14 protein-coding genes are annotated in these 15,149 nt (G+C 62.9%); 10 read left to right on the top strand and 4 right to left on the bottom strand.

Translation table 11 applies throughout. The features are described 5' to 3' along the window. Positions 1-130: 130 nt before the first annotated feature. Genes dsbG through dsbD form a run of 3 tightly spaced genes read right to left on the bottom strand, consistent with a single transcriptional unit; the run spans position 131 to position 3,470 of the window. A complete protein-coding gene (gene dsbG / locus J3P96_RS09260; protein ID WP_434656595.1) occupies positions 131-898 on the bottom strand; it encodes a thiol:disulfide interchange protein DsbG in 768 nt (255 codons plus the stop codon). Continuing rightward, positions 874-1,743 (bottom strand): prolipoprotein diacylglyceryl transferase family protein, encoded by an 870-nt coding sequence (locus J3P96_RS09265; RefSeq protein ID WP_434656597.1) that lies wholly within the window; start codon positions 1,741-1,743, stop codon positions 874-876. Before J3P96_RS09265 ends, dsbG begins: the two co-directional genes overlap by 25 nt. Beyond that, positions 1,743-3,470, bottom strand: a complete 1,728-nt coding sequence (dsbD, locus tag J3P96_RS09270) for a protein-disulfide reductase DsbD (RefSeq protein WP_434656599.1) — start codon at positions 3,468-3,470, stop codon at positions 1,743-1,745. The genes J3P96_RS09265 and dsbD overlap by 1 nt, the downstream gene beginning before the upstream one ends. 175 nt (positions 3,471-3,645) lie before the next feature. Here dsbD and J3P96_RS09275 point away from each other — a divergent pair, with 175 nt between their 5' ends. The 4 genes from J3P96_RS09275 (at position 3,646) to J3P96_RS09290 (ending at position 7,641) form a co-directional block, all read left to right on the top strand. Beyond that, on the top strand, positions 3,646-4,326 hold the full coding sequence (locus tag J3P96_RS09275; protein WP_305499838.1) for a response regulator: 681 nt from the start codon (positions 3,646-3,648) through the stop codon (positions 4,324-4,326). Next, entirely contained in the window at positions 4,323-5,657 is a 1,335-nt protein-coding gene (locus tag J3P96_RS09280) for an ATP-binding protein (protein ID WP_434656601.1), read from the top strand. Before J3P96_RS09275 ends, J3P96_RS09280 begins: the two co-directional genes overlap by 4 nt. A gap of 259 nt (positions 5,658-5,916) precedes the next feature. Next, positions 5,917-7,329 (top strand): aspartate aminotransferase family protein, encoded by a 1,413-nt coding sequence (locus J3P96_RS09285; RefSeq protein ID WP_434658138.1) that lies wholly within the window; start codon positions 5,917-5,919, stop codon positions 7,327-7,329. Positions 7,330-7,413: 84 nt separating this feature from the next. Then, the gene (locus tag J3P96_RS09290) at positions 7,414-7,641 is read left to right on the top strand and encodes an MbtH family protein (RefSeq protein WP_305499843.1); all 228 of its coding nucleotides are present in this window, start codon (positions 7,414-7,416) and stop codon (positions 7,639-7,641) included. 135 nt (positions 7,642-7,776) lie between these two features. Here J3P96_RS09290 and ppsR read toward each other — a convergent pair whose 3' ends face one another. Continuing rightward, positions 7,777-8,595, bottom strand: a complete 819-nt coding sequence (gene ppsR / locus J3P96_RS09295; protein ID WP_434572879.1) for a posphoenolpyruvate synthetase regulatory kinase/phosphorylase PpsR — start codon at positions 8,593-8,595, stop codon at positions 7,777-7,779. 182 nt (positions 8,596-8,777) lie between these two features. Between ppsR and ppsA the strand changes: the two genes are divergently transcribed. From ppsA to J3P96_RS09325, 6 genes are all read left to right on the top strand, one after another. Then, positions 8,778-11,153 carry a phosphoenolpyruvate synthase gene (gene ppsA, locus J3P96_RS09300; protein WP_434629532.1) on the top strand — a complete coding sequence of 792 codons (2,376 nt, stop codon included), beginning with the start codon at positions 8,778-8,780 and terminating at the stop codon, positions 11,151-11,153. Positions 11,154-11,380: 227 nt separating this feature from the next. Beyond that, positions 11,381-12,370 (top strand): alpha/beta fold hydrolase, encoded by a 990-nt coding sequence (locus J3P96_RS09305; protein ID WP_434629535.1) that lies wholly within the window; start codon positions 11,381-11,383, stop codon positions 12,368-12,370. A gap of 126 nt (positions 12,371-12,496) precedes the next feature. Continuing rightward, entirely contained in the window at positions 12,497-12,988 is a 492-nt protein-coding gene (gene rraA, locus J3P96_RS09310) for a ribonuclease E activity regulator RraA (protein WP_305499847.1), read from the top strand. Positions 12,989-13,013: 25 nt separating this feature from the next. Next, complete coding sequence (locus J3P96_RS09315) at positions 13,014-14,009, top strand: zinc transporter ZntB (protein ID WP_434656603.1); 996 nt, start codon at positions 13,014-13,016, stop codon at positions 14,007-14,009. 65 nt (positions 14,010-14,074) lie between these two features. Next, the gene (locus J3P96_RS09320; protein ID WP_014337331.1) at positions 14,075-14,320 is read left to right on the top strand and encodes a hypothetical protein; all 246 of its coding nucleotides are present in this window, start codon (positions 14,075-14,077) and stop codon (positions 14,318-14,320) included. Positions 14,321-14,322: 2 nt separating this feature from the next. Then, positions 14,323-15,147 carry a mechanosensitive ion channel family protein gene (locus J3P96_RS09325; protein WP_434656604.1) on the top strand — a complete coding sequence of 275 codons (825 nt, stop codon included), beginning with the start codon at positions 14,323-14,325 and terminating at the stop codon, positions 15,145-15,147. Positions 15,148-15,149 lie beyond the last annotated feature (2 nt).

Genomic DNA, 15,149 nt, shown 5'->3' on the forward strand with positions numbered 1-15,149 from the left:
TTGCTCCCGCTGGGCTGCGCAGCAGCCCCTGGTTCTCTTGCTGCGGTTCTTCAGATTGATTGCCTATGCTTTTTTGGGGCTGCTGCGCAACCCAGCGGGAGCAAGCTCCCTCGCCACAGGTGGCCGGTTTTTACTTGGGCCCGAGAATCTTCACCAGCTTGTCCGGCGAGGGCGCGCCTTGCTGCTGTTGCAGGTCGCCCTGGTCGTCCAGGTAGAAAATCGCCGGGGTCGCGGACAGCTCCAGTTCATCCATCAACTGCTGGTTGGCGTCCAGTTTGGCCTGGATCGCCGGCGGTATTGCTTTCAGCGGTTTCAGCGGGCTGCCCTTGCCGGCTTTTTCGTGGTCCGCCAGGGCTTTTTCCGGCTCTTTGGCGGCCAGCAATGCGGCTGATTTCCCCGGGCTGTCTTCGCGGATGATGCCCACCATGATGTGGCGCAACTGCACCTTGCCGGCATTGACCCACGGCCGCGCCTGCTCCCAGAACATGTTGCAGTACGGGCAGTTCGGGTCGCTGAACAGATACACGGTGCGCGGTGCGTCCTTGCTGCCGTCGGCGATCCAGCTGCTGGCTTGCATCTTCGCCCAGATCTCCTTCGACATCGGATCGTAGACCAGCTTTTTCAGGGGTTCGAGGCTCAGGTCCTTGCCATCGGCGTCGTACAGGTTGCCCAGCAGCACATGCTGGCCGTCGGGCGTTAGATAGAGCGTCATGCCGCGGCTCTGGTACTGCGCCGCGTAGCCGCGCAAGCCGTTCGGTGCGTCGAAGGTGCCGACGATCTTCGCGCCCTTGGCTTCGATCTTCTTGATCGCCGCGGGCAGCTCTTCGGCCTGAAGCAGCGGCGCTTGTAGCAGTGCGCCGGCGAATGCCAGGGTCAGCAGGTGGTGGAGGCGGGGCATGGCAATTTCCTTGTCGCGGGGTGGATCGCCGTGGTGGAACCCGGCGTTTCGAAATTTTCCAGGGCGCGGGCCAGGCTCGCTTCCGACAGTTCGCCCAGGTGGCTGCCCAGCAGGCGACCCTCGGCGCTGTAGAACAGGGTCGTCGGCAGGGCCATGGAGCCGACGGCCTGGCCGAGGCGTCCACTGCCGTCGAACAGCACGTTGGTCAGGCTCAAGCCCTGGGTGGCGAGGTAGGTGCTGACGCTTTGCATGCTTTCGGCCTGATTGACGAACAGGAACGTCAGGTCCGGGCGCTGTTTTTGCGCCTCTTCCAGGACCGGCATTTCCCTTCGGCAAGGCGGGCACCAGGTGGCCCACAGGTTGATCACCAAGGGGCCGCCCTGGTAGTCGGCGAGGTTCACGGTTTCGCCTTCAGCGTTGCGCAGCTCGATCTCCGGCAGCCGGGTGCCTTGCTCGTAGATCGTCAGCGACATCGTCGCCACCATCCAGAACAGCAGACCGCTGCCGACGCTGAAGCCCAGTGGCCGGCGCAGGGACGGTCGGCGACGCGCCCAGAGCAGCGCGGCGACCACCAGGGCGATGATGCCAGGCCAGGCCAGGAATCCGCCGTCGCGTAAATCGACGATCTGCCAGAGGTCGTCCCGGTAATGGTTCCAGTACGCGGCGACGAAGCCGATTCTCGCGGCAAGCAGTCCCAGCAGGAACAGCCCGAACAGCACCGACTCGGGGTTCTCGCCGCCGCGCTTGGCCACGCGCCAGCCGACGAAAGTCGCCAAGGCCAGTGCGCTGATCAGCAGCAGATGATTGAGGGCGATGGCAAAGGTGCCCAGGGTAAACGTCAGCATCAGCGTGCGTTCCGGGTCATGTTCCAACGTTCCAGGAACGCCTCGGCGTCCACTTCTCCGGTGATCCGCTGGCTGCGGCGCTCTTCGCCGTCGGCACCGATCCACAACAGGCTCGGCGGCCCCGGCACTTTGTAGCGACCCAGCAGCTCACGGCTGGCGGCGTTGTCAGCGGTGACGTCCAGGCGTAGCAGGCGTACGCCTTTCAGGGCGTCGAGCACTTCGGCGCGGCCGAACACCTGTTTTTCCATGATCTTGCAGGACACGCACCAGTCGGCGTAGTAATCGAGCAACACCCATTGGCCCTGCGCCTTGGCGGCGTCCAGTTCGCGCTGCAGGGCGGCGGGCTCGCTGACCGTGACGAAGGCATCGTGGGCACTGACGGTGGCGCTGCCCCTGGCGCCGCTGTAGACCTGCAGCGGCCTGAACAGATCGTCGCTGCCGCCCGCCGCGCCAATCACCAGCACGCTACCCCACAGGCCGAACAGCAGCGATACGCTGCCCCACAGATAGGCGGCGCGACCGAAGCCCTGGGTCTGGCGCCAGGCGCAATAGCCGGCAACAACCAGTAGCGCGCCACACAGTCCGATCCACAATGAGCCATCGATGACCGGGCGGAGCATCAGCAGCGCGGTGCCCAGGAACAGGAAGCCGAACACGCCCTTGAGCAGGTTCATCCAGGCACCGGGCTTGGGCAGGAAGCGATTGCCGACGGTCACCAGCAACAGCAGCGGCAGGCCCATGCCGACCCCCATGGTGAACAGGATCAACCCGCCATGCAGCGCGTTGCCGCTCTGGGCGATGTACAGCAGCGCGCCGGCCAGGGGCGCGGTCATGCAGGGGCCGACCAACAGGCCGGACAACGCCCCGAGAATGCCCGCGCCCACCAGGCTGCCGCCGCGGCGCTGGCGGCCGGCATTTTCCAATCGATCACGCAGAGCGGCCGGCAGTTGCAGTTCGAAGAAACCGAACATCGGCAGCGCCAACACCACGAATACCGCGGCGAAAGTGCCCAGCAGCCAGGGTTGCTGGAGCAGTGCCTGAAGATTGGCGCCCAACAGCGCAGCAAGCACGCCCATGGCGGCGTACACCAACGCCATGCTGATGACATAACTGCCGGCCAGTGCCAGGCCGCGCCGGGGGCCGGCGCCGCTGCCCACCACCAGCCCCGCCAGGATCGGCAGCATCGGCAGCGAGCACGGGGTAAACGCCAGCAGCAGCCCCAGGCCGAAGAACACCAGCAGGCTCCAGCCCAGCGCGCGCTGTTGCAGGCCGCTGGCCAGGGCCTGGTCCTGCGCCTCGCCACTGGCCGTGGCCGGTGCGTCGCCGCCCAGGTCGACCACCTGGGTCTGGGGCGGATAGCAGAGGCCCGCGTCGGCACAACCCTGGAAACCGACCTTGATCTTGCCGGTGGCCCCGGCGGGAATCTTCAGCTCCAGTGCCTGGCGATAGACTTGCTGGTCGCCGAAGAACTCATCGCTGTGTGCTTCGCCCTCGGGCAGCCTGGGCTTCTGCGCGTCGGCCAGGCCGTCGAACTTGAGCCGTTGCTGATACAGGTAGTAACCGTCGGCGATCTGCCAGAACAACTGGGTCTCACCCGAGTCCAGGCGTTCGGAGGTGAAGACGAAGGCCTTTTCCACCGGCAGGAAGTCGGGTTTGGTCTCGAAGGGATTGGCGGCCTGGGCCAGACCCGAGATCAGCAGTAGACACAGCAAAAACAATCGACGCATGGATAAAGCCTTAGAACGAAGCAAGTGGAATGCACATTGGTGGCTGGCGATTAACCGTCGATTAACCCGGCGACGGCCGGTTTACAGCGAAGATCCCCCATGCCTGGCGTACTCGTCGCATAATGTCGACTTAATCGGCCGGCGGCCTAATGTACCTTTTTCCACGGGGCTTACCATGCGCGTACTGGTCTGCGAAGACGACGAGTTGATCGCCAGCGGCATTGTCGCCGGGCTCACGGCTCAAGGCCTGACCGTCGAACATGTCGCCACCGCCTCGGCGGCGCGGGCGATGCTGGGTGTCGCCGAATTCGATGTCATGGTGCTCGACCTTGGCCTGCCCGATGAAGATGGTCTCAAGTTGCTCAAGCAATTGCGCCAGCAAGGCCTGGAGACGCCGGTGCTGATCCTCACCGCGCGGGATTCGGTGACCGATCGGGTCGACGGCCTGCAGGCCGGGGCCGATGATTATCTGCTCAAACCCTTCGACCTGCGGGAGCTGGCGGCACGCCTGCACACCTTGCTGCGGCGCGTGGCGGGGCGCAGCGTCAACCTGATCGAGCACGGTCGCCTGACCTACGACCCCAGCAGCCGCGAAACCACCCTGGGCGGCCAGCCGGTGGACCTCTCGCGCCGCGAGCAGTCGCTGTTGCAGGCGCTGCTGCACAGTCGCGGTCGTGTGTTATCCACCGAGCAACTCAAGGACAGTGTCTATGGGTTCAGTGACGAGCTGGAAAGCAACGCCTTGAACGTGCATATCCACCATCTGCGCCGCAAGCTGGGCAACGGCATTGTCGAGACCGTGCGTGGCCTGGGGTATCGGCTGGGGCCGGCGGATGGCGGGGAATCCTCCAAGTGATGAGCCTGCGACTGCGGTTGAGCCTGACGCTCGGCGCGGCCTTTACCTTGATCTGGGCCCTGGCCGCGGCCTGGATGCTCAGCGACCTGCGCAACCAGATGATGTTTTCCCTCGACCAGCGCCTGGTGGCTTCGGCGCGGATGGTCGCCGGGTTGCTGGAGCAGTTGCCACCGGTGCCCAGCAAAGGTGAAGGCACGCACTTGAGCTCGGAGCAGTTGAGCATCCCGGGCGGCATGGCCTGCCAGGTCAGTTCCTTGCGCGGCGAGATCCTGGCGCGCAGCCACGGTAACCCGGAGCAGGCCCTGGAAGCCGAGAAGACAGGCTTCCATGACCAGATGATCGACGGTGCGCCATGGCGCAGCTTTACCCTGGTTCGAGGCGATTTGCGCATTACCACGGCCGATCGCCAGATCGAACGCGAAGCGTTGAACCTGTCGGTGCTGCTGGCAGCGTCGGTGCCGGTCGGCGTGGCGTTGCTCGGTTGCCTGTGCCTGTTGTGGCTGGGCATCGGACAGGGCCTGGCGCCGCTCAATCGCATGCGTGATGCGTTGATGCGCCGTAACGCCGACTCCCTCGAACCCCTGCAGATCCATCCGCTGCCCAGCGAGCTGCGGCCCTTGCTGGAAACCCAGAACCAGCTGTTCCAGCGTATCGGCAAGACCATCGAGCGCGAGCGCCGGTTGACCGGTGACGCTGCCCATGAATTGCGCAGCCCGCTGACGGCCATCAAGACCCACCTGCAAGTGGCGCGCATGACCGACGGAGCTGCGCGCGATCAGTCCCTGGCCCGGGCAGAGGAGGGCGCCGACCGCTTGCACCGTACCCTTGAGCAACTGTTGCTGCTGGCGCGGGTCGAGGGCAGCCTTTCGTTTGATGACGGCGTGCAATGCAACGCCGAGCAGGTCGCGCGACTGGCGATCCAGGATGCGGCCGGCGGCGCGCCCCAGCGGATCAGGTTGCACCTATCGCCGCCGCTGTCCGATGCGCCGGTGCAAATGCCGGCGGTGCTGGCCATCGCCGCGTTGCGCAACCTGCTGGAGAACGCCCTGCGCCACGCCCCGGCCGATACCGAGGTCGAACTGAGCCTGGAGATGATCGGCCAGCGCGTGCGTTTCCTGGTACGTGATCATGGCGACGGAATCGCCGCCGACGATATCCAGCACCTGACCCAACGCTTCTGGCGCAACGGCCACAGCACCGGCTGCGGTCTGGGCCTGGCGATCGTCCAGGCGATCGTCCAGCGTTGCGGCTGCGGCCTGCATTTCGACAGCCGCCCGGATGGGCTGCGGGTCGAACTGACCGTGCCAGTGCAAGTCTCTTCGGGCCAGTAGATCTCGTGGCGAGGGAGCTTGCTCCCGCTGGACCGCGCAGCGGACCCAAACTTTTCACCTCGGTCAATCTGGTCTAACGCGTGCTCTGGCTTGAGAGGGCTGCTGCGCAGCCCAGCGGGAGCAAGCTCCCTCGCCACGGGATAGGGTGATAGTAAATCCTTGCCTCGCTGATGCGTTTCCACAACAGGAAACCTGCATGTGCGCCTTGAATGCGCACCTGTCCGGTGTGCCGTTTGGTTACTCATCGCGGGGTCGAGAAATGTCAGTCGCCAATCCTTCTGTCGAAGCAGCGCCAGCGCGGGTCAGTCCCGCGTCGGGCGAGACGCTCTATCAATTCAACGAATCACCGTTGCTGGCCCGCCAGAGCCGGCAGGAATCCAATGCCCGCAGCTATCCACGGCGGATTCCCCTGGCCCTCAAGCGCGCCAAGGGGCTTTACGTCGAGGATGTCGAAGGCCGGACCTTCATCGATTGCCTGGCCGGCGCCGGCACGCTGGCCCTCGGGCACAACCACCCGGTCGTGATCGAGGCGATCCGGCAGGTGCTCGCCGACGAGTTGCCCCTGCATACCCTGGACCTGACCACGCCGGTCAAGGACCGGTTTGTCCAGGACCTGTTCGGCCTGTTGCCGGCGAGCCTCGCCGCCGAGGCGAAGATCCAGTTCTGCGGCCCCACGGGGACCGACGCGGTGGAAGCGGCACTCAAATTGGTGCGCACCGCCACCGGGCGTAGCACCGTACTGTCGTTCCAGGGCGGATATCACGGCATGAGCCAGGGCGCGCTGAGCCTGATGGGCAGCCTGGGGCCGAAGAAGCCCTTGGGGGCATTGCTCAGCAACGGCGTGCAGTTCATGCCATACCCCTACGATTATCGCTGCCCGTTCGGGCTCGGTGGCGTCGCGGGGGTCAAGGCCAATCTGCATTACCTGGAAAACCTGCTGAACGATCCCGAGGCCGGGGTGCAGTTACCGGCGGCGGTGATCGTCGAGGTGGTGCAGGGCGAGGGCGGGGTCATACCGGCCGATCTTGATTGGCTGCGCGGCTTGCGGCGAATCACCGAGCAGGCCGGGGTGGCGCTGATCGTCGATGAAATCCAGAGTGGTTTCGGTCGCACCGGCAAGATGTTCGCGTTCGAGCACGCCGGCATCATTCCGGATGTGGTGGTGCTGTCCAAGGCCATTGGCGGCAGCCTGCCACTGGCCGTGGTGGTGTATCGCGATTGGCTCGACACCTGGTTGCCGGGCGCCCATGCCGGGACCTTCCGCGGTAACCAGATGGCGATGGCGGCGGGCAGCGCGGTGATGCGCTACCTGGTCGAACACAACCTGCCGGCCCACGCCGCCGCCATGGGCGAGCGCTTGAGCGAGCACCTGCATATCCTGCAGAGGGATTTTCCGCAATTGGGCGACATCCGCGGTCGCGGCCTGATGCTCGGCGTCGAGCTGGTGGACCCGACCGGCAAGCCGGACGCTTTGGGCCATCCTCCGGTGGACGCACGGCTGGCGCCGCGGTTGCAGCGTGAATGCCTCAAGCGCGGCCTGATCCTGGAGCTGGGTGGACGGCAGGGCGGCGTGGTGCGTTTCCTGCCGCCACTGATCATTACGGCGGTGGAAATCGACCGCGTGGCCGAGCTGTTCCGGCGCGCCCTGGAGGCTGCCGTGGCCGACGCCTAATTTTCATCCGGCCCGGTACGTTCCTTTTCATACCTTGGCTGCGCCCATGGCGCGGCGAACCTTGAGCAACGACGGAGAAACACCATGACTTCAGTATTCGACCGCGAGGACATCCTCTTCCAGGTCGTGGTCAACCACGAAGAGCAGTATTCGATCTGGCCGGACTACAAGGCCGTTCCGGAAGGTTGGCGGACCGTGGGCAAGAGCGGCTTCAAGAAGGAGTGCCTGGCCTACATCGAAGAGGTCTGGACCGACATGCGCCCGTTGAGCTTGCGCAAGAAGATGGAAGAGCAGGCGACTGTGGCCCATTGATACAGAAGTTCTGAGAACACCCCTGTGGGAGCGAGCTTGCTCGCGATAGCGGAGAGTCAGCCGGCATTAATGTTGCTGATCCACCGCTATCGCGAGCAAGCTCGCTCCCACAGGTTTTGGTTTTGGGCGTCTAGATTACTTGAACCGCCGCTCCACCCCTTTCTCCACCAGGATCTTCGCCGAAATCTCCTCCACGGAAAAATGCGTGGAGTTGATGTGGGGAATATTCTCCCGCCGGAACAGGTTTTCCACTTCGCGCACTTCGAATTCGCACTGGGCATAGCTCGAATAGCGGCTGTTGGGCTTGCGCTCGTTGCGGATCGCGGTGAGCCGGTCCGGGTCGATGGTCAGGCCGAACAGCTTGTGCTGATGGGCGCGCAAGGCGTTGGGCAGTTGCAGCCGCTCCATGTCGTCTTCGGTCAGCGGATAGTTGGCCGCGCGGATGCCAAATTGCATCGCCATGTACAGACACGTCGGCGTCTTACCACAGCGCGACACACCCACTAGGATCAAATCGGCCTTGTCGTAATAATGCGTGCGGGCGCCGTCGTCGTTGTCCAGCGCGAAGTTGACCGCCTCGATCCGCTCCATGTAGTTGGAGTTGTGGCCAATGGAATGGGACTTGCCGACCGAGTAGGAGGAGTGTTCGCTCAGTTCCTGCTCCAGGGGCGCCAGGAACGTGGAAAAAATGTCGATCATGAAACCATTGGACGTTGCGAGAATCTCACGGATGTCCTGATTGACGATGGTATCGAAGATGATCGGGCGAAAACCGTCGGTTTCGGCGGCTTTATTGATTTGCTGTACCATGGCCCGCGCCTTGTCGACGCTGTCTATATACGGCCGTGTCAGCTTGGTGAAGGTTATGTTTTCGAACTGCGCCAACAAGCTCTGGCCCAGCGTTTCGGCCGTGATGCCGGTGCCGTCGGAGATAAAGAAAGCGGATCGTTTCATTTGCGCCTTGGGCCTTAAGCTAGTGAGCTAGTAACGATTCTTGGATATGATAGGCGCGATTTGCCGGCCGCCCGTGGCCCGCATTCTCACTTATTTTCCAGGTCCAGGCCATATCGCCGGCGATTGCTCCCTGGAGCTGCCGGTACTTGAGCTTTTCCAACACAGTCAGTGGAGAGATCACCTTGGTAGAGTACGTAGTTTCCCTCGATAAGCTCGGCGTCCATGATGTAGAGCATGTGGGGGGCAAGAACGCATCCCTGGGCGAGATGATCAGTAACCTCGCCGGCGCCGGTGTCTCGGTGCCAGGTGGCTTCGCCACGACCGCCCAGGCATATCGTGATTTCCTGGAACTGAGCGGCCTGAACCAGCAGATCCACGATGCGCTCGACGCCCTCGACGTCGATGACGTCAATGCCCTGGCCAGGACCGGCGCCCAGATCCGCCAATGGATCATGGAAGCCGAGTTCCCCGAGAAACTCAACGCCGAGATCCGTACTGCTTTCGCCAAGCTGTCCGAAGGCAATCCCGACATCGCCGTCGCCGTCCGCTCCTCGGCCACCGCTGAAGACCTGCCGGACGCCTCGTTCGCCGGTCAGCAGGAGACCTTCCTGAACATCCGTGGCGTGGAAAACGTCATCCGGGCGGCCAAGGAAGTCTTCGCCTCCCTCTTCAACGACCGTGCCATTTCCTACCGCGTGCACCAGGGCTTCGACCACAAGCTGGTCGCCCTGTCCGCCGGCGTGCAGCGCATGGTCCGCTCCGAAACCGGCACCGCCGGTGTGATGTTCACCCTCGACACCGAGTCGGGCTTTCGTGACGTGGTGTTCATCACCGGCGCCTACGGCCTGGGTGAAACCGTCGTGCAGGGCGCGGTGAACCCGGACGAATTTTATGTCCACAAAGGCACCCTGGAAGCCGGCCGCCCCGCCATCCTGCGTCGCAACCTCGGCAGCAAGGCGATCAAGATGATCTACGGCGACGAGGCCAAGGCCGGTCGCTCGGTCAAGACCGTCGAGGTGGACAAGGCTGATCGCGCGCGCTTCTGCCTGACCGACGCCGAAGTCAGTGAACTGGCCAAGCAGGCGATGACCATCGAGAAACACTACAAGTGCCCGATGGACATCGAGTGGGCCAAGGACGGTGACGACGGCAAGCTGTACATCGTCCAGGCCCGCCCGGAAACCGTGAAGAGCCGCACCCAGGCCAACGTCATGGAGCGCTACCTGCTCAAGGAAACCGGCACCGTGCTGGTGGAAGGCCGGGCCATCGGCCAGCGCATCGGCGCGGGCAAGGTGCGGATCATCAAGGACGTCTCGGAGATGGACAAGGTCCAGGCCGGCGACGTACTGGTTTCGGATATGACCGATCCGGACTGGGAACCGGTCATGAAACGCGCCAGCGCCATTGTCACCAATCGCGGCGGGCGTACCTGCCACGCGGCAATCATCGCCCGTGAGCTGGGCATCCCGGCGGTTGTTGGTTGCGGCAACGCCACCCAATTGCTCAAGGACGGCCAGGGCGTCACTGTTTCCTGCGCCGAAGGCGATACCGGCTACATCTTCGAAGGCGAGCTGGGCTTCGACATCAAGAAGAACTCCGTGGACGCCATGCCGGAGCTGCCGTTCAAGATCATGATGAACGTCGGCAACCCGGACCGCGCCTTCGACTTCGCGCAGTTGCCGAATGCCGGTGTGGGCCTGGCCCGCCTGGAATTCATCATCAACCGCATGATCGGCGTGCACCCCAAGGCGCTGCTGAACTACGACGGCCTGCCGCAGGAAATCAAGGACAGCGTCGACAAGCGCATTGCCGGCTACGACGATCCGGTCGGTTTCTACGTCGAGAAGCTGGTGGAAGGCATCAGCACCCTGGCGGCGGCGTTCTCGCCGAAAAAAGTCATCGTGCGCCTGTCGGACTTCAAGTCCAACGAGTACGCCAACCTGATCGGCGGCAAGCTCTACGAGCCGGAAGAAGAGAACCCGATGCTGGGCTTCCGCGGGGCTTCGCGCTACATCAGCGAGTCGTTCCGTGACTGCTTCGAGCTCGAATGCCGGGCTCTGAAGCGCGTGCGTAACGAGATGGGCCTGACCAACGTCGAGATCATGGTGCCGTTCGTGCGCACCCTCGGTGAAGCGAGCCAGGTGGTCGACCTGCTGGCGGAAAACGGCCTGGCCCGTGGCGAAAACGGCTTGCGCGTGATCATGATGTGCGAGCTGCCATCCAACGCGATCCTGGCCGAAGAGTTCCTTGAGTTCTTCGACGGCTTCTCCATCGGTTCCAACGACCTGACCCAGTTGACCCTGGGCCTGGACCGCGACTCCGGGATCATCGCCCACCTGTTCGACGAGCGTAACCCGGCGGTCAAGAAGCTGCTGGCCAATGCGATTGCCGCCTGTAACAAGGCCGGTAAATACATCGGCATCTGCGGCCAGGGCCCTTCCGACCACCCGGATCTGGCCAAGTGGCTGATGGAGCAGGGCATTGAGAGCGTTTCGTTGAACCCGGACTCCGTGCTGGAAACCTGGTTCTTCCTGGCTGAGGGTCAGGCTGCGGTCTGATTGAGTGAAGGGGCTTGGTAGGCTGATGCCAGTCAGTCAAGCGAAGTCCCTGTGGGAGCGAGCTTGCTCGCGATAGCGGAGTGTCAGTCAGAATTAATTTTGCTGACCCACCGCAATCGCGAGCAAGCTCGCTCCCACAGGTCCATGGCTGTATGTCTCCCAGTCCCTTTTGATTTGAAGTAGGGCGGGCTCCACCAGGACGCCGCCCTTTTTTGTGCAAGAAGATCATGCAAAGCAGCAGCAACCTATTTCCTGTCGCCCTGATCAGCGCCGAGCGGCGCGGTGATCTGAGCGAAGATGTGTATCGCCTGAAACCTGGCAACAGCCCGGACTACAGCGTCGAAGTGGCCGTTACCCGCCTGGGCATGGCCGATGCCGGCGAGGTCCGTGGTGTTCCGGTGATCCTGCTCCACGGCAGTTTTTCCAACCGGCGCTTCTGGTATTCGCCCAAGGGCCTGGGGCTGGGAGCGTACCTGGTGCGCCTGGGGTTCGATGTCTGGATTCCCGAGATGCGTGGCCATGGGTTATCCCAGCGCAACCAGGGCTACCGCAATAACCGGGTCGCGGACTATGCCCGTTACGACTTGCCAGCCATCGGCGCTTTTGTGCGCGAGCAAAGCGGGCAAGTGCCCCACTGGATTGGCCATTCGCTGGGTGGCATCACCCTGGCGGCAGCGTTGGGCGGCCATTACCTGGGCGAGCCCGCCGTGGCGTCGGCGGCGTTTTTCGGCACTCAGGTCAGCCGCACTTACTGGCCCTTGAAAATCCCCCCGGTGGAGTGGAGCGGGCGCTTCATTCTCAAGCGTTTTTCCCAATTGTCCGGCCCAAGGCTCAAGCGCGGCCCGGAAGACGAGCCTATCGGCCTGGCCCTGGAGAGCATGCGCTGGTATGGCCTGTTCGGGCGTTTCGGCGATGCCGAGAAGAACTGGTGGGCCGGCCTGGCGGACGTGCAAGTGCCGGTACTGGCGGTGAGTGCCGCCGGCGATCAGCAGGATCCGACCTGGGCGTGTCGAAAACTTTTCGAGCAGATCGGTTCCGAGCGCAAGCAGTTTGTCTGCCTGGGCCGGGCGCAGGGCTTCGGTGATGATTACGGCCATGTCGAAATGCTTGTCAGCAAAGCCGCGCAAGCCGAGGTCTGGCCGCTGGTGGCGCGCTGGCTGGAAGATCAGCGCGCGCCGCTGTCGGCAGACCAGCCTCGCCTGGCCGAAGCGGTTTGAGAGGAAGGCTCTGACAAGGGCATTCCGCTCTGGTCGGCTTGCGGCTAAGATATGACGCGCTACGTTGTTTCGGTCACAAACGGTTATTCATTCAGCCAGACGTCCAACCCTTGCAGGAGCTGCCCGATGAACCATTACCTCACGCCCGACCTGTGCGATACCTACCCGGACCTGGTGCAGGTGTTGGAACCGATGTTCAGCAATTTCGGTGGCCGCGACTCCTTTGGTGGTGAAATCGTGACCATCAAGTGCTTCGAAGACAATTCGCTGGTCAAGGAGCAGGTTGAGCTCGAAGGCAAGGGCAAAGTGCTGGTCGTCGACGGTGGCGGGTCGCTGCGGCGGGCCCTGTTGGGTGACATGCTGGCCGAGAAAGCGGCGAAGAATGGCTGGGAAGGACTGGTGATCTACGGCTGCATCCGCGATGTCGACGTCATTGCCCAGACCGACCTCGGGGTCCAGGCCCTGGCCAGCCACCCGATGAAAACCGACAAGCGCGGCATTGGTGATCTTAATGTACCGGTGACCTTCGCTGGCGTGACGTTTCGCCCGGGCGAGTATGTCTATGCGGACAACAACGGCGTGATTGTTTCGCCGAGCCCGCTGAAAATGCCTGAATGAAGCGCTACAGCCATAAGGGATGAGGATGTTCGAGGAAGAAAACGCGCAGTGGGGATTGGTGCATGCCCTGGTGCTGGATGGTAAAGGCGGCGCGCGTTCGATAGCCCGGACCGAACTGGACGACTTGCAGTTGCAGGCTTATGAAAGCCTGTGGCTGCATTGGGACCGCAGTCATCCGCAAACCCACACGTGGTTGCGCAAATCCAGCGGCCTGAGCGAATTCAATTGCGACCTGTTGCTGGAAGAGAACACCCGGCCGCGCTTGCTGCCGCTGCCCAATGCCGAGCTGCTGCTGTTTCTTCGCGGGATCAACCTCAACCCGGGCGCGGAACCGGAAGACATGGTCTCGGTGCGCATCTTCGCCTCGGCCCAGCGGGTGATTTCCCTGCGGTTGCGCCCGTTGCGCGCCACCGATGAGTTGCTGGCGGAACTGGCCGAGGGCAAGGGGCCCAAGACGGCTTCGGAACTCATCCTTTATATGGCGCAATACCTGACCAACAAAGTCCAGGACCTGGTCACCTGTCTCTCGGAAATCGTCGACGGCGAGGAAGAAAAACTCGATACCGACGAACGGTACACTCCCGAGCACGACGCCATTTTGCATATCCGTCGAAGGGCGGCCGGACTGAAGCGATTCCTGGCCCCGCAGCGGGATATCTTCGGCCAGATGTCACGGATCAAATTGCCCTGGTTCGTCGAGGACGACGGCGACTACTGGAATGAATTGAACAACAGCCTGACCCGTTACCTGGAAGAGCTGGAATTGACCCGGGAGCGCGTGGGGCTTGTGCTGGAGGCCGAGGACCGGCGTCTTTCGGTGCGCATGAACCGTACGATGTATCGCTTCGGCATCATCACCGGCATTTTCCTGCCGATGAGCTTTCTCACCGGGCTGCTGGGGATCAATGTCGGCGGCATTCCGTTTTCGGAAAGCCCCTATGGTTTCCTCGTTGCCTGCCTGTTGATGCTGTGCGTGGCCCTGGGGCAGTGGTGGCTGTTTCGCCGTTTGCGCTGGGTGTGACGAGGCTTCATGTGACCCGACGAAATCTGATCGCGTCTTCCACAGACATCACGAGAGGTGCGCGTATGCACGATCCGTTTGAACAGTCTCTGCGCGACATGCTCAAGGCTTCGCCGTCCAGCCGGGACGACGACGCATGCCTGGGACGCGTACTCAAAACCGCCAACCGTCAGGTTGGCGCCGGTGATCTTTTCAGCCTGCTGGGCCGCTGGCTGCCCGCGCTGATGATCGCCCTGAACAACGGGTCGGCCCATGTCTCGCCGGTTTCCCGTCGCAAACCCGTTACTCGCACCGCTGATAAGGCTGACTGAATATGGAACTTGATCTCTGGACCCAGAGCCTCGTCACGGCAATGACTGCGTTGTGGACCAAGGTGGCTAACTTCATCCCCAACCTCTTTGGCGCCTTGGTGGTGCTGTTGCTGGGTTTCGTGGTGGCCAAGCTCCTCGACACGCTGCTCTCAAAATTGCTCGCCAAACTTGGCCTCGACCGCCTGATGGGCGGTACCGGCCTGACCAAGCTGCTGTCGCGGGGCGGCATCCAGGTTCCGATCTCGACGCTGGTGGGCAAGATCGTCTACTGGTTCGTCCTGCTTATTTTCCTGGTTTCGGCGGCTGAGTCCCTGGGGCTGGAGCGGGTCTCGGCTACGCTCGACATGCTTGCGCTCTATCTGCCAAAGGTCTTCGGTGCCGCGTTGGTGCTGCTGGTGGGCGTACTGCTGGCGCAACTGGCCAACGGGCTGGTGCGTGGCGCGGCCGAGGGCGTCGGGCTGGACTATGCCTCGGGCGTTGGGCGTATCGCCCAGGGCCTGGTGATCATCATCAGTATTTCGGTTGCGATCAGCCAGTTGGAGGTCAAGACGGACCTGCTCAACCACGTGATCGTGATCGTCCTGATTACCGTTGGTCTGGCAGTCGCGCTGGCAATGGGGTTGGGGAGCCGGGAAATCGCCGGTCAGATTCTTGCGGGAATCTATGTGCGTGAATTATATGAGGTTGGGCAACAAGTGCGTGTTGGCGAGATCGAAGGCCAGATCGAAGAGATCGGCACGGTGAAAACCACATTGCTGACCGAGGAGGGCGAACTGGTATCGCTGTCTAATCGGATCCTGCTGGAGCAGCATGTGAGTAGCCGCTAACC

It is taken from the genome of Pseudomonas sp. R3-56 (assembly GCF_051132075.1).
In the GTDB taxonomy this organism is placed as follows: domain Bacteria; phylum Pseudomonadota; class Gammaproteobacteria; order Pseudomonadales; family Pseudomonadaceae; genus Aquipseudomonas.